The sequence below is a fragment of the Afifella sp. JA880 genome (assembly GCF_025379905.1).
Lineage (GTDB): Bacteria > Pseudomonadota > Alphaproteobacteria > Rhizobiales > Afifellaceae > Afifella > Afifella aestuarii.
The window spans coordinates 917240-936293 of record NZ_JAOANH010000002.1 but is presented as its reverse complement, the minus strand read 5'-3'; the positions used below and the strand labels follow the sequence as shown (position 1 = coordinate 936293).

The window sequence follows — 19054 nt, the reverse complement described above, 5'->3', positions numbered from 1 at the left end:
CGAGCCAGCGGAATGTACCAATTGACGGGGAGGAAACACATATGACAAGCCGATATCACGAGGTTTACAAGTCCTGGGAAGAGGATCCGGAAGCCTTCTGGGCCAAAGCCGGCGAAGAGATCGACTGGTCGAAGCCGGCCGATAAGATCTTCGATCCCGAGATGGGCATGTATGGGCGCTGGTTTGCCGGTGCCGAAACCAACACCTGTTACAATTGCGTCGACCGGCATGTGGAGCGAGGCCGTCCCGGCCAGCCGGCGATCATCTACGACAGCCCCATCACCGGTGCGAAACGCACGATCACCTATCAGGAGCTCCTCTCCGAGGTGGAGGCTCTCGCCGCTGTGCTGCGCGAGAAGGGCGTCGAGAAGGGCGACCGCGTCATCGTCTACATGCCGATGGTGCCCGAGGCGCTTTTTTCCATGCTCGCTTGCGCCCGGCTCGGAGCCGTGCATTCGGTGGTCTTCGGCGGGTTCGCGGCAAACGAGCTTGCGACGCGCGTCAACGATTGCGAGCCGAAGGCGATCATCTCCGCCTCCTGCGGCATCGAGCCGAACCGGGTGGTGAAGTACAAGCCGCTTCTCGACCATGCGCTCGACATTGCCCGCCACCAGCCGGAGTTCTGCCTCGTCGTGCAGCGCGAGCAGGGCCCGTGCGAGCTGACCGAAGGGCGCGACTACGATTACCTGGAGCTCGTCGAGGCGGCCAAGAATGCCGGCACGAAAGTGCCGCCGGTGCCGGTCGCGGCGACCGATCCGCTCTACATCCTCTACACCTCCGGGACGACCGGACGGCCGAAGGGCGTCGTGCGCGACAATGGCGGGCACATGGTGGCGCTGAAATGGTCGATGAAGGCGATCTACGACATCGATCCGGGCGAGGTCTTCTGGGCCGCCTCCGATGTCGGCTGGGTCGTCGGCCATTCCTACATCGTCTACGCGCCGCTTCTGCACGGGTGCACGACGATCGTCTTCGAGGGCAAGCCGGTTGGCACACCCGATGCCGGCGTCTTCTGGCGCGTTATCGAGGAGCATAAGGTGTCCGCGCTCTTCACGGCACCGACGGCCTTCCGCGCGATCAAGAAGGAAGATCCGCAGGGCGAGCATGTCGGCCGCTACGATCTCAGCCAGATGCGCACGCTGTTTCTGGCTGGCGAGCGCGCCGATCCGGATACGATCCGCTGGGCGCAGGACCAGCTCGGCGTGCCGGTGATCGACCATTGGTGGCAGACGGAAACGGCCTGGGCGATCGCCGCCAATCCCGCCGGTCTCGGCCTGTTGCCGGTCAAGTACGGCTCGCCGACGGTCGCCATGCCGGGCTACAAGATCGAGATCCTCGACGATGCCGGCCATCCGGTTGCCGCGAACACGCTCGGCAACATCGTTGTCAAACTGCCGCTGCCGCCGGCGTGCCTGCCCACCTTGTGGAACGCCGATGAGCGCTTCAAGGAGAGTTATCTCCTGGAGTTCCCGGGCTATTACAAGACGGCCGATGCCGGCATGCTCGACGACGAGGGCTATGTCTACGTCATGTCGCGCACCGACGACATCATCAACGTTGCCGGTCATCGCCTGTCGACGGGCGCGATGGAGGAGGTGCTCTCCAACCATCCGGACGTCGCCGAATGCGCCGTCATCGGTGCCGCCGATGCGCTCAAGGGCCAGATGCCGATGGGCTTCGTCGTCCTGAAGGCGGGACGCGACCGCGACCCGATGGAGATCCAGAAGGAATGCATCCGTCTGGTGCGCGAGGAGATCGGACCGGTGGCCGCCTTCAAGACGGTGCATGTCGTGCACCGCCTGCCGAAGACGCGTTCGGGCAAGATCCTTCGTGCCACGATGCGCCATATCGTCGATCACGAGGATTTCCGCATGCCGGCGACGATCGACGATCCGGCGATCCTCGACGAGATCAAGGGCGTCGTGGAACACGTCGATCAGATGCGGGCGAGCTGAGACTTTTCTGGGCCGCCAGAGTTTCGCTGGTGGCCTTGATTGCTTCGCGTGAATGACGGTGATGCGGTCGCTTTCGAGCGGCCGCTTTTTTTCTCGGCCGTCCCCGAACTTCAATCGGCCGCGGGTGAGGGGGATACCGTCACAGATGGCGGTGGCGTGTGTCTCGTTACGCCGGCTCGAAGCGGACGAGGCCGTGGCGTTCGCGGCCCAGATAGCGCGTCGTCAGAAGTACGGCCGCGGCGGCCAGCCCCGAAGCCAGACCCCACCAGACTCCAACGCCGCCCCAGTCCAGGACGAAGCCGAGGACATAGGCGGTCGGCGTGCCGATCACCCAGTAGCTGACGATGGCGATGATCATCGGCATCCGCGTGTCCTTGAGGCCGCGCAGGATGCCGGCTGCCACCGCCTGCAGCGAATCGACGATCTGGAAGACCCCGGCCACCAGGAGCAGCGGTACCGCATAGGCCAGCACCTCGTCGGCATTGACATTGGCGGGGTCGAGATAGAGCCCGATCAGCTCTTCCGGCAGCAGGCGGAAGGTGATCGCGGCGCCGACCGCGATCGCCGCGCCCATCACCAGAGCGACCGTGCCGGCACGCCCGAGCCCGACCTTGTCGGCTCGCCCGAACGCCAGGCCGACGCGTACCGTGGCTGCGCTCGCCAGCCCCAGCGGAATCATGAAGGTGATCGAGGAGATCTGCAGCGCGATCCCGTGGGCGGCGAGCGGCACGGCGCCGAGCCAGCCGATCATCACCGAGGAGGCGGCGAACAGGCCGACTTCGGCGATGATCGTGGCGCCGATCGGCCAGCCCAGCCGCACGATCTCGCGAAAGCCGTACCAGTCGGGCCGCCAGAACCGAACATAGAGTTCATAGCGGCGCAGCCCTTCCGCCTGTGCCGAATAGGCTGCGAGCAGACCCGCCATCAGCAGATTGGACACCAAGGTGGCGATCGCCGCGCCCACCAGGCCGAGCGCGGGGGCGCCGAGATGGCCGAAGATCAGGACGTAGTTCAAAAGCGCGTTGGCGAGCGCGCCGACGACGATGACGGCGAGCACCAGATAGGCGCGGCCCACCACCGTCAGATACGAGCGCAGGCCCATGATCAAAAGGCTCGGAAACATCGACCACTGGGCCACATGTATGTAATCGGCCGCCATCGCTGCGAGATCGGGTTCCTGACCGAAGGCGAGGAGGATCGCCTCGATCTCCCACAGCGGGATCATCATCGCTGCGCCGTAGAGCCCAAGAACCCATAGGCTCATTCGGACCGAGCGGCGCACGCCGCGCAGGTCGCCACGGCCCTCGGCATTGGCGGCGAGCGGCAGCGCGGCCTGGGCGAAGCCGACGCCAAACATGAAGCAGAGGAAGAAACTCTGGGTGGCAAGCACCGCTGCGGCGAGCTCGCGCGCGCCCAGCCAGCCGATCATCACCGTGTCGGTGACGTTCATCGTAATCTGGGCGAGCTGTGCGCCGATTAGCGGCAAGGCCAGGACGGCGGTTGCGCCGGCATGGCCAAGCCAGGACAGTTCGTTGCCGCCGGAGACGGCGGCCGGGACTTCGTATGCCGTCACTTCGCGTGGAGGACGGGTGCGATTCTCGCGTTGCATGTTTCACCACCAGGAGCCTGGGGGAGTACATGGCAAGGGCGATGAAAGCCAACCGGCTTTCGGTTGAGCAGAAAGGCCGTATTCAACCTATCGGTCGGAGAATGTCCGTCTGCACTGGACGGCGAGAGGGCGAGCGCTAGGCTAGTAAGCCGGCTCCTCGACCTTCAAGTATCATCCCCACATGACAGACAACGCGTTCACGCCGATCGAAGATCACGCCATCATCGGCGACATGCAGACGGCGGCGCTCGTCGCGCTCGACGGCACGATCGATTTCTTCTGCTATCCGAATTTCGATTCGCCCACCGTCTTCGCCTCGCTCCTCGACCGGGAGAAGGGCGGGCATTTCAAGCTGCATGCGGCCTGCGACGGGCTTCGCTCGCGCCAGCTCTATCTGCCGGACACCAATATCCTCATCACCCGCTTCCAGGGCGACGAGAGCGTGGCGGAGGTCTCCGACTTCATGCCGCTCGACGGGTCGGGACGGATCGTGCGGCGGGCGAAAGCGATCCAGGGCGATGTCGATTTTGAGCTCTCCTGCGCGCCGCGCTTCGATTATGGGCGCGGCACGACGCATGCGGAGGCGATCCCGTATGGGGTCAAGTTCTGCGATGGGGAAAGACAGCTCTTCCTCTATAGCCGTGTCGAGCTCGGTATAGCGGACGGCGCGGCCGAAGCACGTTTCCGTTTGAAGGAGGGCGAGCACGCCTTCGTCGTGCTTTGTCCCGGCCGCGCCGACGCTCCGCCGATCGATGCCGATTACGTTTCGAGGAGCTTCGTCGAAACGAGCGATTTCTGGCACGGTTGGGTGGCAAAGGGTCACTATCCGTCGCGCTGGCGCGATGTCGTGGTGCGCTCCGGGCTCGTCCTGAAACTCCTCTCCTCGCAGAAACACGGCTCGATCGCGGCGGCGGCCACTTTCGGGCTGCCGGAAGTGCCGGGCAACAGCCGCAACTGGGATTACCGCTATTGCTGGGTCCGCGACGCGGCGTTTTCCGTCTACGCGTTCACCCGTCTCGGCCGCTACGAGGAAGCGCATCAGTTTACGACCTTCCTTCTCGGTCTGACCGAGGGGCGCGACGATGGCGAGATGCAGATCATGTACGCCATGGACGGACGCCACGATCTCAATGAGGTTTCGCTCGACCATCTGGAGGGCTGGCAGAATTCGCAGCCCGTGCGGATCGGCAACGCCGCCTACGAGCAATTGCAGCTCGATATCTACGGCGAGCTTTTGGACACGATCTATATCTCGGCGAAATCGCTCGGCCAGCCTTCGATCCGAGCCTGGCGGGAAATCGTCAAGATGCTCGACTGGCTCAAGGAGAACTGGCGTCGGCCGGACGAGGGCATCTGGGAGGTGCGTGGCCCGAGGCGGGAATTTCTGTCTTCGCGGCTGATGTCGTGGGTGGCCTTCGACCGCGCGGCCCGCATGGCGGTGAAATATTCTCTGGCGGGACCGGTGGAAGCCTGGCGGGCGGAGCGCGACACCATCTATCGCTCCATCATGGAAGAGTTCTGGGACGAAGAAATCGGCGCCTTCGTACAGTATAAGGGCTCCAAGACGGTGGATGCCTCCGTGCTCTTGATGCCGCTCGTGCGCTTCATCAATCCCCGCGACCGCTATTGGCTCCGGACGATGCGTGCCGTGGAGCAGCGGCTCGTCAAAGACTGCCTCGTCCTGCGCTACGACGACGAGGCGGAGGGCGCCGAGGACGTCGACGGGCTTTCCGGGCGCGAAGGCGCCTTCACCACCTGCGCCTTCTGGTATGTGGAGGCCTTGGCGCGGACGGGCGATCTGCCGCGGGCAAGGCTTTTGTTCGAAAAGCTGCTCTCCTACGCCAACCATGTGGGCCTCTACGCGGAAGAGCTCAGCCCATCCGGGAGGCATCTCGGGAACTTCCCTCAGGCGCTCACGCATCTGTCGCTGATTTCAGCCGCCCACTGGCTCGAGCGGGCGCTCGACGGCGATGAGGGAACCCGGTTCGCAGCCTGACGTTCGCCACCCAAGGGGCGAAGTTTCAATGCAACGCTCCATCGGGAGACGTTCGACGAAGAGACTTTCCAACGGGACGCAGGACGGTTCAGGATGCTGGCGGCTTCTTATGAGGTGATCCGCCGTAGCGAGAGGCTGCTCGGCCGACACCGCTTGCGTCCTTCCACGCATTCACGATCAGGAGGGGCTCAGTGGCAGCTCAAAACGGACTAAGCCTGGAAGGCCAGAACGCCGTCGTGACAGGGGCAAGCTCAGGAATCGGAGCGGCCGTTGCGGCGGGGTTGGCGAAGGCGGGTGCCGATGTCGTCATCAACTTCCATTCCGACGAGGAAGGGGCGGAAAAGACCCTCTCCGCCGTCGAGCGGGCCGGCAGCCGGGGCGTCATCATCCGCGGCGACGTCGGACGTGAGCGCGATGTCCACAAACTTTTCGATTGCTGCGAAGCGGAGCTCGGTCCGGTCGACATCGTCTTCTCCAACGCTGGCATCCAGCGCGACTGTGCCTTTGGCGAGATGTCGCTCGACGATTGGGAGGCGGTCATCTCCACCAATCTCACTGGGGCCTTCCTGGTCGCCCGTGAGGCCGTCAAACGCTTCCGCAAAAAGGGGTTGCGCGAAGAGGTGAGCCCGGCGCTCGGCAAGATCGTCTTCAATTCCTCCGTCCATGAGCGCATTCCGTGGGCCGGGCGCGTCAATTACGCGGCCTCCAAGGGGGGCGTTTCCCTTCTCATGCAGTCTCTCGCGCAGGAGGTGGGGCATGAGAAAATCCGGGTGAATTCGGTGGGGCCCGGCGCCATCGCGACCGACATCAATGCCGATGAGCGCGCCGACGATGCGGATGCGATCCGCAGCCTCATCCCCTATGGGCGGATCGGCGATCCGGAGGATATCGCCCAGGCCGTCGTCTGGCTCGTTTCGGACGCTGCCGATTATGTGCACGGCCATTGTCTGTTTGCCGATGGCGGCATGACGCTTTATCCCGGCTTCATCGGCAACGGCTGAGGCGAGTCGGCCGCTGCCGATGGGCCGGAACGGGCCACAAGGGAAGATGCCAATGTCGCTGGAAAACAAGGTCGCCATCGTGACCGGTGGAGCGAAGGGAATCGGGCGTGCCGTCGCCAAGCGCTTCCTCTCCGAAGGGGCGCGGGTGGTCCTCGCCGATATCGACGACGATGCAGGCAGCGCTTCGGTGGAGGCGCTCGGCGACCTCGGGCCCGTGCGCTTCGTGCATTGCGACGTCGCCGAAAAGCTCTCGGTGCGCAATCTGCTGGCGACGACGGTCGACGCCTATGGGGACATCGACGTCCTCGTCTCCTGTGCCGCGATCGCGCTCAAGGCGGATTTCCTGGCGCTGACGGAGGAGGAGTTCGACCGCGTCCTCAACGTCAATTTGAAGGGAGCGTTTCTCGTCGGCCAGGCCGTCGCCAAGCGCATGGTCAAACAGATCGAAGCGGGCGGCGATCCGGGCGTCATCATCCATATGAGCTCGGTCAATGCCGTCGTCGCGATTCCCGACCAGGTGCCCTACACGGTCTCCAAGGGGGGCGTGAACCAGCTTACCAAGGTGATGGCGCTTGCCCTTGCGCCGCATGGGATCCGCGTCAACGCGATCGGTCCTGGCTCCATCATGACCGACATGCTGGGGCATGTGGCCGACGATGCCGAAGCCCGTCAGCGCATTTTGACGCGCACGCCGCTGCGCCGTATCGGCGAGCCGAGCGAGGTGGCCGCGGTTGCCGCTTTCCTCGCCTCCGACGATGCAAGCTATATGACCGGACAGACGGTTTATGTCGATGGCGGGCGCCTGCCGCTCAATTTCACGGTTTCGACCGAGGATTCTTAAGCTGCGCCGTTCCTCCCGGTCTTCGCTATGATCGGCCGATGAAGCAGACGATTCGCATCATCGGCATCGACCCTGGCCTGCGCCGCACCGGTTGGGGTGTCGTCGATATGTCCGGCACACGGCTCGCCTTCGTCGCGGCCGGCACGGTGCGCTCCGACGAAAAAGACGCGCTGTGTGACCGGCTGGCGGCGCTCTATGACGGGCTCGTCGCCGTGATTTCCGAACACAGCCCCGGCGAAGCGGCGGTGGAAAACACCTTTGTCAACCGCGATGCGGGTGCCACGCTGAAGCTCGGGCAGGCGCGCGGCATTGCCCTTCTCGCTCCGGCGAAGGCGGGGCTCGAAGTGGCGGAATACGCCCCCAACATGGTGAAGAAGTCGGTCGTGGGCGCCGGCCATGCGCAGAAGGGGCAGATCCGCACGATGGTCTCCATCCTGATGCCGAAGGCGACCTTCGACAGCGACGATGCCGCCGACGCGCTCGCCATCGCCATCTGCCACGCGCATCACCGCGGCAGCGCCGTGGCCCAGGCGGGGGCAAACCCTGCGGTCGAGGCGAAGAGCCGGCGTGGCGGGCGGGGGATCGAGGCGATCAAAGGCTCGCGCACCGCGAACGAACATCTTTCGTCGGACGAACTCATGCGGTTGGTGCGCGGCCGGGGGTGAAGCCCAGGAGAATGCGCCTCGTCTCCTTGCCGACGTTTCTGTAATGTTCTATTTCTTACCTGGGTAGCATTACAAGGGTGGCTCCGATGCGCATGACCTCGAAGGGGCAGGTTACCGTGCCCAAGCACTTACGTGATCTCGCCGGCTTGCGACCGGGCAGCGAGGTTCGCTTCAGCTTTGAGGAAGGCAGAGTTACTCTGAGCAGAGCAGATGCTGAGGAGCGACCGGGCAAAACACGTGGCGACCGGGCTGTAGAAGCGATCGTTGGCACCAGGACGGTCAATCGTGGGCTCTCGACCGACGAGATCATGCGGCTCATGCGCGGCGATGCGTGACACGCTCGTTGATACGAATGTCCTTCTCGATATTTCGGAGGCGAACCAAGTCTGGTTCGGATGGTCTTCGATGGCGCTGCGCGATGCAGCCAACCGAGGTGAGCTTGTCGTCAATCCGGTGGTCTATTCGGAGCTCGCCAGCGGATATGCACGGCGGGAGGAGCTCGAGGCGATGCTGATGCATGCCAGCATCCGCAAGGAAGAACTCCCCTGGGATGCCGCTTTCATGGCCGGTTTGGTTTACAGGACCTATCGGGGAAAAGGCGGCGAACGGACACGGCCTCTTCCAGATTTTTATATCGGCGCGCATGCTTCGGTCCGAGGCTACCGGCTTCTTACGCGCGACCGCGGCTATTATCGCGGTTATTTCCCAACGATCGAGATCATCTCGCCGGACACCCATCCATGATTGGCAAACTCAAAGGGCGCATCGATTCCTACGGACCCGACTGGGTCATCGTCGATGTCGGCGGCGTCGGCTATGTCGTGCATTGCTCGACGCAGACGCTGCAGGCGCTGCCGTCTCCCGGAGAGGCGGCGACGCTTTCGATCGAGACCTATGTGCGCGAGGATCAGATCCGACTTTTCGGTTTCGCCTCGGATGTGGAGCGCGAATGGTTCCGGCTGTTGAATTCGGTGCAGGGGGTGGGCACGCGGATGGCGCTCGGCGTGCTCGGCACGCTGCGGCCCGCCGATCTTTCCTCGGCGATCGCGCTGCAGGACAAGGCGATGATCGCGCGCTCGCCCGGCGTCGGGCCGAAGCTTGCCGGGCGCATCTGTTCGGAGCTCAAGGACAAGGCGCCGGCGCTCGGCAGTGGCATCGGTGGCGATCCGTCGCTGTCGCGCCTGCAATCGGATCTCGGCGATCAGGTCGCGCCGCAGCCGATCGCCGATGCGGTTTCCGCCCTCGTCAATCTCGGCTATGCCCAGGCGCAGGCCTCGGCCGCGATCGCCAAAGCGATGCGTGATGCGGGCGAGGGGGCCGAAACCGCGAAATTGATCAGGCTCGGCCTGAAGGAGCTCAGCCAGTGAGCACAGACCGTCTCGTCAGCGCCGATGCGCGCGTCGAGGACAGCGATCCCGACGCCTCGTTCCGGCCGGAGCGGCTTGCCGATTTCGTCGGCCAGGAGAAGGCGCGGGGCAATCTCAAAGTCTTCATCGAGGCGGCGCGGTCGCGCTCGGAGGCACTCGATCATGTGCTTTTCGTCGGGCCGCCAGGGCTCGGCAAGACGACGCTCGCCCAGATCGTGGCGCGCGAGCTCGGCGTCAATTTCCGTTCCACGTCGGGACCGGTCATCGCCAAAGCGGGCGATCTCGCAGCCCTTCTCACCAATCTCGACGAGCGCGACGTGCTCTTCATCGACGAGATCCACCGCCTCAACCCGGCAGTGGAAGAAATTCTCTATCCGGCGATGGAGGATTTCGAGCTCGATCTCATCATCGGCGAAGGGCCGGCGGCGCGTTCGGTGAAGATCGATCTCGCGCCCTTCACTCTGGTCGGCGCGACCACGCGGCTCGGGCTTTTGACGACGCCGCTCCGAGACCGCTTCGGTATTCCCGTGCGGCTCGATTTCTATACCGAGGCGGAGCTTGAAAAGATCGTGCGCCGGGGGGCGCGCATTCTGGGCGCGCCGATTTCCGATGAAGGGGCGAGCGAGATCGCCCGGCGGGCGCGGGGCACGCCGCGCGTCGCCGGCCGGCTTCTGCGGCGCGTGCGCGATTTCGCGGCCGTCGACGGGGCGGAGCGGATCGAACGCTCTCTTGCCGACAAGGCGCTTCTGGCGCTCGAGGTCGATGCCCGCGGGCTCGATCTCCTCGACCGACGCTATCTTTTCATGATTGCGGAGAATTTCGGCGGCGGCCCGGTGGGGATCGAGACGATTTCGGCGGCGCTGTCGGAGCCGCGCGACGCCATCGAAGACATCGTCGAGCCCTATCTCATCCAGCAGGGGTTTATCCAAAGAACGCCGCGCGGCCGCCTGCTGACGCCGAGAGCCTTCCAGCATCTGGGCCTTGCGGTGCCGACGCAGGACCGGGCCGCGCAGATGGGACTTTTCTTGAATGACGACGACAGCTGACGCGCCCGCCGAACTTTCCGGCCGGCTGACGGCGGATGGGCATATCCTGCATCAACGGGTCTATTTCGAAGACACGGATTTTTCCGGCCTCGTCTATCACGCCCGCTATCTGCATTTTCTGGAGCGGGGGCGCTCGGATTTTCTACGCCTTCTCGGCGTGCATCATCACGTGCTTGCCGCGGACGGCCTTGCCTTTGCCGTGCGGCGGATGACGATCGAGTTCGAAAAGCCGGCGCGTATTGACGATATCGTGACCGTTCTCACGAGGCCCGAGAAAGTGGGCGGGGCGCGGGTCACGCTGGCGCAGGAGTTGCGCTCAGGCGACGCCATTCTCGTCAAGGCTGTCGTTGAAGCGGCGCTTCTGACCGGGGAAGGCCGTCCGGCGCGCCTGCCGGGAAAAGTGCGAGAGGCTCTGAGCGCCTCTTTCAAACAAAGCCCGTAAAAATTTACGCGGCCAGTCCTCCGAGAGCGACCAGGAAGACGGAGAGGCCAAGCGCAGAAACGACCAAGGTGTCGGTGAAGCGCGAGTCGGTCTCGGTCGGCTGATCTGCAGTCTGATCAAGGCGGGCGTCAAAGCGCGACATGGGATTCCTCTTGGCCTCAATGGCCAGCTGTTTCGAATTCCAAACGCCTTCCGACTCCAACGGTTCCAATCGTTTATCGTGGACAAGAAAAGTTTGCTGTGAGGACACGCTCCTAACGGTTCGTTAACCGTGATGATCTCTCATCCTTTAGACTGGTTTCATCGGGGCAGGCTCTCTCAGGCCGTGCTTTTGTCACATTCGGCGGTCAAGAGCCGCCAAGATCGAAAAAGAGCGATCTCATTCCATGGATCAAGTTGCCCAGACAGCGCTCGCCGATCCGGCGGGTGGCTTTTCCCTGCTATCTCTATTCTGGCAGGCGCATATCGTCGTGAAGATCGTCATGCTCGGCCTGCTCGGAGCTTCCGTGTGGTGCTGGGCGATCATCATCGACAAGACGCTCCTCTACCGCCGGATGAAGGGTCAGCTCGACAAGTTCGAGGACACGTTCTGGTCGGGACAGTCCCTCGAACAGCTCTACAACCAGGTGTCGGCGCGCGAAGCGCACGGCATGGCGGCGCTTTTCGTCGCTGCGATGAAGGAGTGGAAGCGCACCTATGAGGGGGGCGCGAAATCGCTCGCAGGCCTCGGGCAGCGCATCGACCGGGTGATGGATGTCACGATCGCACGTGAGGTCGACCGGCTCGAACGGCGGCTCCTGGTGCTCGCGACCGTCGGCTCGGCCGGCCCGTTCATCGGCCTCTTCGGCACGGTGTGGGGCATCATGACCTCGTTTCAGGCGATCGCGGCCTCGAAGAACACCAATCTCGCCGTGGTGGCGCCCGGTATCGCCGAAGCGCTTCTTGCGACGGCGTTCGGCCTTTTCGCCGCCATTCCGGCCGTCATGTTCTACAATAAATTCGCCAGCCAGGTTTCCCGACTCGCCACGCGCATGGAGGGTTTTTCCGACGAATTCGCGGCGATCCTGTCACGCCAGATCGACGAGCGGAGAGCGGCCTGATGGGCGCCGGGATGATCGCACCGAGCAGGGGCGGCAGCAGCCGCCATCGTCTGCGCCGCCGCCATGCGCTGGTGGCGGAGATCAACGTCACGCCGTTCGTCGACGTCATGCTGGTGTTGCTGATCATCTTCATGGTGGCGGCGCCGCTTCTCACCGTCGGCGTGCCGATCGACCTGCCGGAAACGCAGGCCAAGGCGATGGATGCCGACACGGAGCCCTTGACGGTGTCGGTCAATGCCGATGGGTCGATCTATCTGCAGGAGCAGGAGGTGTCGTCCGACAAGCTGGTGGCGACGCTGCAGGCGCTTGCGAAAAACGGACTCAACGAGCGCATTTTCGTGCGCGGCGATCGCAATGCCGATTACGGCACGATCATGCGGGTGATGGGCCGTCTCAATGCAGCCGGCTATCGCCGGATCGGTCTCGTCACCCTGCAAGAGACTGATGGGTAAGGAATGCGTGTCGGCCTCGGCGTCTCACTTGCGGCTCACCTGGCGCTGATCTCGCTCGGGCTCTTCGCGTTTCCCGACGCGAAGCCTTTCAGCGTGGATCACACGGAAGCCCTGCCTGTCGATCTCGTGCCGATCTCCGAAGTGACCGATCTTCTCGCCGGCTCCAAGACGGCAAAGCCGAAGCCTGACGAAAAGCCTCAGCCCAAGGCGCAAGCCAAGGCCGATCGGCCGGACCCGAAACCGGCGGAAAAGCCGGCGCCGAAGCCTGTTCAATCGGTGAAGGAACCGACGCCGCGGCCGACGCCGAAGGTGGAGGAAAAGCCGAAACCGGAAGAGACCAAGGTCGCCTCTGTGCCGCCGGAACCTGAGCCCGAGCCGGAGCCCGCGCCACGTCCCGATGCGCAGCCGGAGAAGGCGCCGGAGGCCACGCCGCAAGAGGCGGCGCCCGCGCTCGACACCCTGCCGAAGATGCGCCCGACGCCGCCCAAGGACATCAAGCCGCCGAAGCCGGCGGAGACCAAACCCGCACCGGAAAAGCCCGTGCCGGAAAAGCCGAAGGTGACGCAAAAGCCCGAGCCGAAGCGGGATTTCCGGCCCGACGATATCGCGGCACTTCTCGACAAGCGCGATCCGACGGGCGGCGGGGACCCCGATCCCGCTCCCGATCCGCAGACGTTCGGCGCGCGCGAGGGCAAGGCCGAGGCGGCGATGACGCAAAGCGAGATCGAGGCGCTAAAGGCACGGCTTTATCAGTGCTGGAACCCGCCGATCGGCGTGCGCCAGGCGGGCGGGCTTCGGGTGACGGTCGCCATCAGCCTGCAGCCGGACGGAACGCTTGCGGCACCGCCCCGCCCGGTCGGCGGCGGTTTCGACGAGCTTTCCCGGGTCGCGATGGAGAGCGCCATCCGCGCCGTCCACGAATGCGCCCCTTACGACATACTACCGCCAGAGAAATACTCCTTGTGGCGGGATATCGAATTCACCTTCGACCCGAGCGAAATGCTCGGCGGATGAGATTTGACGGAGCTTCACGCCCATGTCCTTTACCGACCGCTTGAGAAGTCGGGCTTTCCCCTTCGCCATCGCCGCAGCGCTTGCCCAGTTCGCGCTGGTTGGCGCTCTGATCGGCAGCGCATCGGCGCAGCTGCGCGTCGACATCACGCGCGGCACGATCCAGCCGATGCCGATCGCCATCCCGGCCTTCGTCGGGACAGGTGGCCAGCCCGACCAGCTCAGCCAGCAGATCTCCGACGTCATCACGGCCGATCTGAAGAATTCGGGCCTCTTCGCCCCGGTCGATCCGGCTGCCTTCATCCAGCCGACGATCCCGCCGGACGTGACGCCCGATTTCGCCAATTGGCGTCCGCTCAACGCCCAGGCGCTCGTCTCCGGGCGGGTTGCGGCGACCCCCGACGGGCGGGTGCAGGCGGAATTCCGCCTCTGGGATATTTTTGCCGGCCGGCAGCTGACGGGCCAGCAATTTGTGGCGAGCCCCGACAATTGGCGAAGGGTGGCGCATATCATCGCCGATGCGATTTATGAGCGCCTGACCGGTGAGAAGGGCTATTTCGACACCCGCATCGTCTTCGTCGACGAATCCGGCTCCAAGGAACGGCGCATCAAGCGGCTGGCGCTCATGGACCAGGACGGCGCCAATGTGCGCTATCTGACCGACGGCAGCGATCTCGTGCTGACGCCTCGCTTCTCGCCCACGCGCCAGGAAATCACCTATGCGGCTCTTTCGGGCGATCAGTGGCAGGTGTTTCTCCTCAACACGGAGAACGGGCAGCGGGAGAAGATCGGCAATTTCTCCAACATGACCTTCTCGCCGCGGTTTTCTCCGGACGGTCAGAAGGTGGTTCTGTCGCTCGCCCAGGGAGGCAATTCCAACATCTATCTGCTCGATCTCAGGAACCGGCAGATGACGCGGCTGACCGATTCGCCGTCGATCGATACGGCGCCGTCGTTTTCGCCGGACGGTCAGCGCATCGTCTTCGAATCCGACCGGGGCGGCACGCAGCAGCTCTACGTGATGGGTGCGAATGGCGGCCCGGCGCAGCGGATTTCCTTCGGGCAGGGACGCTATGCGACGCCCGTCTGGTCGCCGCGCGGCGATCTCATCGCCTTCACCAAGCAGGAAGGCGGCCGCTTCGGCATCGGCGTGATGGCGCCGGACGGGTCGGGCGAGCGCGTCATCACGGAAGGTTTCCACAACGAGGGTCCGACCTGGGCGCCCAACGGCCGCGTGTTGATGTTCTTCCGCGACCAGTCCGGCGGCGGCGGCCCGCAGCTCCTTTCCGTCGACATCACCGGCTATAACGAGCGGGTCGTGCCGACGCCGAATTATGCCTCCGATCCGGCGTGGAGCCCGCTCCTCGATTGATGCTGGCGGCCCGGTGCCGGAGGGCAGGCAAATTCCATGAGCTCATATTGCGATGAACGCCTGGCGGGTCTTTACGACCTGCTCAATCCGCCGGGCGAGGACACGCGCTTCTACATTCAACTTGCCGGACAGCTCAAAAGGCAGCCCGAGGGGGTGCCTGAAGCGCAGGGTGAAGAACAGAGCGGCGGACGCGAGCCGCTTGCGATCCTCGACATCGGCTGCGGCACCGGCGCCCTGGCGCGTGCGCTTGCCCGACGCGGGCACAAGGTGACGGCGGCCGATCCGGCGCCGGCGATGCTGGCGGTTGCACGCCGCGGGGCCGGGGCGGAGCGCGTCGATTGGGTGGAGGGCGATGCCACCACCCGTCACGCGGCGGCGCCGTTCGATCTCGTCCTGATGACCGGACACAGCTTCCAGTGCCTGTTGAGCGACGAGGTCATCGAGGCCACCTTCCAGGCGGTGCGGGAGCAGCTTTCACCGGGCGGCCGGTTCGCTTTCGAAAGCCGCAATCCGATCGTCGAGGGCTGGCGGCAATGGACGCCCGGGCGAAGCCGTCGCCTCATACGCCCGATCGGGAGCGCGAGCGTGGAGACCTATCTGTCCCTGGTGTCAGCGGAAGACGACATCATCGCCTACCGCACGCATCTGCGCTTTCCCGGCGAGGAAGAAGTCATCCTGGAAGATCAAGTGCGGTTCACATCGTGCGATCTTCTCAAGGAGAAACTGGCCGAGGCCGGGTTTTCGGAGGTCAATCTCTACGGCTCCTTTGACCGCAGCGAGTTCGGCCCAAAAAGCCCGGAGATCATCGTCGTCGCGGGATAAGGCCTCGCTCATCGGCAATTGAGGCGCCGAGGCCGCGCTTTGTGGCCAAAAAGGTGCGCGAGCGCCAAGCTTCCGCCGCATTCGGTGGCCACCGCTCTCTTTCGGACATTTTGTTTTGCGTCGCCCATCTGTCTGCGTTCACGCCTTCTTAACCCTAATCGTTCATGAGGCCTTAACCCTGTCAGGGTTATCAAAGCCCTTCGATTCCACCAGGAGCTTGCGGCGATGAGCTTTCGCCTGAACATCCGTATTCTAGCTGCTGCCTTCGGCGCAGCCCTTCTTCTGACGGCTGGCGGTTGCGCCAACCAGCAAAAGGCGTTGGATCTGGCCGGTTCCGGAGGAGGCGCAGGTGCGGCCACGCCCGGCAGCCCGCAGGACTTCCAGGTCAATGTCGGCGACCGCGTCTTCTTCATCGTCGATTCCTCGTCTCTGACGCCGGAAGCACGGGCGACGCTCGACCGCCAGGCGGCGTGGCTGAACCAGTATCCGAATTACACCATCACCGTCGAAGGCCATGCCGACGAGCGCGGCACGCGCGAGTACAACCTTGCCCTCGGCGCCCGGCGCGCGGCCGCAACCCGCGATTATCTCGCTTCGCGCGGCATCAATCCCGGCCGCATGCGCACGATTTCCTACGGCAAGGAGCGCCCGGTCGCGGTCTGCGACGCGGCCTCGTGCTGGAACCAGAACCGCCGCGCGGTTACGGTCGTGGGCGGCGCCGGCAGCTGATCGCCGTCGCAGTCCTGCCACAGAAGTAAAGAAAAGGCGGCTTCGGCCGCCTTTTTTGCGTTCCTGTCACACGTGTCGAAGTTTGGCCGAATTGATCTGGAGGTGGTGGAGCCTCACTCAGTCATGCTAGCGACCTTGTCATGAGCGGACGTATTCTTTTTGTATTTGCCGGCCTTCTCCTTTTCCCGGGTCTTGCCCAGGCGCAGAGCCCGCAGGAGATCGGCCAGATGCGGCTCTACATCCAGCAGCTGGAAGAGCGGGTGCGCCAGCTGACCGGTGAGGTGGAGCAACTTCAGCACGAACTGCAGGTCACCCGCCGTCAGGCCGGTATCGCCGGCCCGCCGCAAAGCGGGGAAGATGCCCCGATGGACCAGAGCTTTGGCTGGAACGGCGGACAGCCGGGCGCCCAGCCGAACGCCCAGCCCGATGGTGGCCAGCAATTCGGGGCCGGCTCCAACACCTATGGTGGCGCGACCTATGGCGGCGCGACGGGCGGCAGCGTCAATCCTTCCAACAATTCCAGCAGCGTGGCAGGCGCGCCGCCGCAGGATCTCGGCACGGTGGGCATCTCTCCGGATGATCCGCGCATCGCGCAGGACGGCGAGGGCGGCTTCGATGCCGGTGCGCCGATCGATCTCTCGACGCTTGCGGGCGGTGGTCCGGAGGGGCCTGCCCCGGCCGTCGGTCCCGTCGATGATATGGGCAACGGTGGCGAACAGCCTCAAGGGCCGGCGCTCGCCTCCCTCTCCGGCGATCCCAGGCAGGATTACGATTTCGCCTATGGCTATATCCTGACCGGCGATTATTCCGAGGCGGAGCGGAGTTTCGCGGCCTGGCTGGAACGTTTCCCCAACGAGGCGCAGGCGAACGATGCGCGCTTCTGGCTGGGCGAGAGCCAGCTGCAGCAGAACAAGGACAGGGCGGCGGCGAATACGTTTCTGGAGCTTTACAAAACCGCTCCGAAGAGCCGTAAGGCCCCGGACGCTCTGATGAAGCTCGGCATCGCTCTTGCCGCGCTGGGCGAAAAGGATGCTGCCTGTGCCACCTTCGACGAAGTCGGCCGCAAATACCCGGACGCGTCCGGTGCGCTCACCAACCGCGTCGCCGCAGAAGCGAAACGCGCCGGCTGCTGAGGGCGCCCCGGCGGCTGAGGGGGCGATCGATGCGGCGGAGGCGGAACCGCTCCTTCGCGAATGGCTCGACCGGGGAGCGCTGATCGCGGTCTCCGGCGGGCCGGATTCCCTGGCGCTGCTGGCGCTTGCGGCAGAGATTGCAGCGCATCGCGGCGCCCCGGCGCCGCAGGTTTTTACCTTCGATCACGGCCTGCGGGCGGAGAGTGCCACCGAGGCATGGATGGTGGGAGAAGTCTGCACGCGGCTTCACCTCCGCCACCATGTGCGTCGCTGGGAAGAGGCGGAGCGGCCGCAAAGCGGCATCGCCGCGGCCGCCCGGCTGGCGCGCTATGCGGCGGCCATCGAAGTGGCGACGCGGGCAGGCTGCCGCGCCGTCCTGACCGCCCACCATGCGGACGATCAGGCCGAGACGGTGCTGATGCGCATGGCACGCACCGCCGAGCCGCGTGCGCTCAAGGGGATCGAAGCCGCGTTAAGACGGGAGGGATGGCCGACGATCGCGCGGCCGCTCCTACAATTCTCGAAAGCCCGGCTGCGCCTGAGCGCAGAGGCTCGCAAGCTTCCGTTTTGCGATGATCCGACGAATTCTGATCCCGCGCAGGAGCGGGCGCGTGTGCGCCTTGCCGCGCCGGAGCTTTCTGCCATCGGGCTGACGGCCGAACGGCTCGCCGTCTTCGCCGCGCGCGAAGGGCACATCCATCAAATGTTTGAGCGCGCGGCGCTTCAGGCTGCCGAAAGCGCCACGGTGAGCGAGGCCGGAGCGATCACGATTTTGCGACCGGTTTCGGTGCGCCGGGAGATGGAATTCGAAGCCTGGCTCGCGCTTCTGCGCCGGCTTTTGATGGCCGCATCCGGTCGCGTGGCGACGCCTTTGCGCGAGGCGCTCGTTTCGCTCGATGAAAGGCTGAGTGCGATGGTGGGGGGCGGAGGCTCCCTCGTTGCGACACTGCACGGAGCCCGGCTCGATCTCAGCGAGGATCGTCTCGTCGTCAGCCGCGAATGGGGCCGGCAGGGGCCGGGAGATTGCGATCTCGCAGCGGGGCGCGATGTGGTCTTCGACGGGCGTTATATCGTCGCGCCGCACGCGCTCGCCGGCGAAGACGCACGTGTTCGTGGCTTCGGGCGGTGCGGACGCGGCAATGCGTTCGAGCGCACAATGCCGGCGCTGTTTGCCGGGGACACCTGCATCGCCGTTCCGCCTCTCCTCGGGGCCAAAGGGGATGCCGGATGCCGCACGGATCTCGGCATTCGACAAATTGTCGACGACCGGCTTTGCGATCCCCATATCGGGGGTCTCTACGATCGGTTGATGGTGGAAAACCGCTTGCCGCCAAGACCGGCCGAGATGCACAATATCAATTAGTTGAGCGCGTGACGGGCTTACCGGCTTGCCGGAAGCTGCCGTTTGCGGGCCGCACTCCATTTCTGTGCCTTCACATCAACCCCCTCGCAACCTATCTAGGGGATGTTTGACAGGACGCCCTCACGGATCCGGCGCCGAAAGCGCCATCGG

Annotated in this window: 19 protein-coding genes and 1 pseudogene; 18 read left to right on the top strand and 2 right to left on the bottom strand. The window is 64.7% G+C overall.

The window, feature by feature from the left end; all coding sequences use genetic code 11:
- The first annotated feature begins 41 nt into the window (after window positions 1-41).
- The gene (locus NYQ83_RS12580; RefSeq protein WP_261215034.1) at window positions 42-1955 is read left to right on the top strand and encodes a propionyl-CoA synthetase; all 1914 of its coding nucleotides are present in this window, start codon (window positions 42-44) and stop codon (window positions 1953-1955) included.
- 166 nt (window positions 1956-2121) lie between these two features.
- Here the strand turns inward: NYQ83_RS12580 and NYQ83_RS12575 are convergent, their stop codons facing one another.
- Window positions 2122-3564 carry an MATE family efflux transporter gene (locus NYQ83_RS12575; RefSeq protein ID WP_261215032.1) on the bottom strand — a complete coding sequence of 481 codons (1443 nt, stop codon included), beginning with the start codon at window positions 3562-3564 and terminating at the stop codon, window positions 2122-2124.
- A 181-nt stretch (window positions 3565-3745) separates the two neighbouring features.
- Between NYQ83_RS12575 and NYQ83_RS12570 the strand changes: the two genes are divergently transcribed.
- The 9 genes and pseudogenes from NYQ83_RS12570 to ybgC all read left to right on the top strand — a co-directional run bounded on the left by NYQ83_RS12570 (window position 3746) and on the right by ybgC (window position 10922).
- On the top strand, window positions 3746-5560 hold the full coding sequence (locus NYQ83_RS12570; RefSeq protein WP_261215030.1) for a glycoside hydrolase family 15 protein: 1815 nt from the start codon (window positions 3746-3748) through the stop codon (window positions 5558-5560).
- A gap of 191 nt (window positions 5561-5751) precedes the next feature.
- Complete coding sequence (locus NYQ83_RS12565) at window positions 5752-6561, top strand: SDR family oxidoreductase (RefSeq protein WP_261215029.1); 810 nt, start codon at window positions 5752-5754, stop codon at window positions 6559-6561.
- A gap of 52 nt (window positions 6562-6613) precedes the next feature.
- Complete coding sequence (locus NYQ83_RS12560; protein WP_092815525.1) at window positions 6614-7402, top strand: SDR family NAD(P)-dependent oxidoreductase; 789 nt, start codon at window positions 6614-6616, stop codon at window positions 7400-7402.
- Window positions 7403-7440: 38 nt separating this feature from the next.
- Window positions 7441-7935 (top strand): annotated as a pseudogene (gene ruvC, locus NYQ83_RS12555) (crossover junction endodeoxyribonuclease RuvC); the annotation flags it as partial.
- A 218-nt stretch (window positions 7936-8153) separates the two neighbouring features.
- On the top strand, window positions 8154-8402 hold the full coding sequence (locus tag NYQ83_RS12550; RefSeq protein WP_092815531.1) for an AbrB/MazE/SpoVT family DNA-binding domain-containing protein: 249 nt from the start codon (window positions 8154-8156) through the stop codon (window positions 8400-8402).
- Entirely contained in the window at window positions 8395-8811 is a 417-nt protein-coding gene (locus tag NYQ83_RS12545; protein WP_092815534.1) for a type II toxin-antitoxin system VapC family toxin, read from the top strand. The genes NYQ83_RS12550 and NYQ83_RS12545 overlap by 8 nt, the downstream gene beginning before the upstream one ends.
- Window positions 8808-9434 carry a Holliday junction branch migration protein RuvA gene (ruvA, locus tag NYQ83_RS12540; RefSeq protein WP_234629033.1) on the top strand — a complete coding sequence of 209 codons (627 nt, stop codon included), beginning with the start codon at window positions 8808-8810 and terminating at the stop codon, window positions 9432-9434. The genes NYQ83_RS12545 and ruvA overlap by 4 nt, the downstream gene beginning before the upstream one ends.
- A complete protein-coding gene (gene ruvB, locus NYQ83_RS12535; protein ID WP_205649814.1) occupies window positions 9431-10480 on the top strand; it encodes a Holliday junction branch migration DNA helicase RuvB in 1050 nt (349 codons plus the stop codon). Before ruvA ends, ruvB begins: the two co-directional genes overlap by 4 nt.
- Complete coding sequence (gene ybgC, locus NYQ83_RS12530; RefSeq protein WP_304504496.1) at window positions 10464-10922, top strand: tol-pal system-associated acyl-CoA thioesterase; 459 nt, start codon at window positions 10464-10466, stop codon at window positions 10920-10922. The genes ruvB and ybgC overlap by 17 nt, the downstream gene beginning before the upstream one ends.
- Before the next feature lie 4 nt (window positions 10923-10926).
- On the opposite strand, the gene NYQ83_RS12525 is transcribed toward ybgC, so the two are convergent.
- Entirely contained in the window at window positions 10927-11064 is a 138-nt protein-coding gene (locus NYQ83_RS12525; protein WP_234629031.1) for a hypothetical protein, read from the bottom strand.
- A gap of 244 nt (window positions 11065-11308) precedes the next feature.
- Between NYQ83_RS12525 and tolQ the strand changes: the two genes are divergently transcribed.
- The 8 genes from tolQ (at window position 11309) to tilS (ending at window position 18904) form a co-directional block, all read left to right on the top strand.
- A complete protein-coding gene (gene tolQ / locus NYQ83_RS12520; RefSeq protein ID WP_128291011.1) occupies window positions 11309-12022 on the top strand; it encodes a protein TolQ in 714 nt (237 codons plus the stop codon).
- Complete coding sequence (gene tolR / locus NYQ83_RS12515) at window positions 12022-12474, top strand: protein TolR (protein ID WP_092815545.1); 453 nt, start codon at window positions 12022-12024, stop codon at window positions 12472-12474. The genes tolQ and tolR overlap by 1 nt, the downstream gene beginning before the upstream one ends.
- Window positions 12475-12477: 3 nt before the next feature.
- Complete coding sequence (locus NYQ83_RS12510; RefSeq protein ID WP_128291012.1) at window positions 12478-13488, top strand: cell envelope integrity protein TolA; 1011 nt, start codon at window positions 12478-12480, stop codon at window positions 13486-13488.
- A gap of 22 nt (window positions 13489-13510) precedes the next feature.
- Window positions 13511-14857: a Tol-Pal system beta propeller repeat protein TolB gene (tolB, locus tag NYQ83_RS12505; RefSeq protein WP_261215026.1), complete on the top strand. Its 1347-nt coding sequence runs from the start codon at window positions 13511-13513 to the stop codon at window positions 14855-14857.
- A 36-nt stretch (window positions 14858-14893) separates the two neighbouring features.
- The gene (locus tag NYQ83_RS12500; RefSeq protein ID WP_261215025.1) at window positions 14894-15679 is read left to right on the top strand and encodes a class I SAM-dependent methyltransferase; all 786 of its coding nucleotides are present in this window, start codon (window positions 14894-14896) and stop codon (window positions 15677-15679) included.
- 225 nt (window positions 15680-15904) lie between these two features.
- Entirely contained in the window at window positions 15905-16408 is a 504-nt protein-coding gene (pal, locus tag NYQ83_RS12495; RefSeq protein ID WP_128291015.1) for a peptidoglycan-associated lipoprotein Pal, read from the top strand.
- 140 nt (window positions 16409-16548) lie between these two features.
- Window positions 16549-17541: a tol-pal system protein YbgF gene (ybgF, locus tag NYQ83_RS12490; RefSeq protein WP_261215023.1), complete on the top strand. Its 993-nt coding sequence runs from the start codon at window positions 16549-16551 to the stop codon at window positions 17539-17541.
- On the top strand, window positions 17492-18904 hold the full coding sequence (tilS, locus tag NYQ83_RS12485) for a tRNA lysidine(34) synthetase TilS (RefSeq protein ID WP_261215022.1): 1413 nt from the start codon (window positions 17492-17494) through the stop codon (window positions 18902-18904). The genes ybgF and tilS overlap by 50 nt, the downstream gene beginning before the upstream one ends.
- Window positions 18905-19054 lie beyond the last annotated feature (150 nt).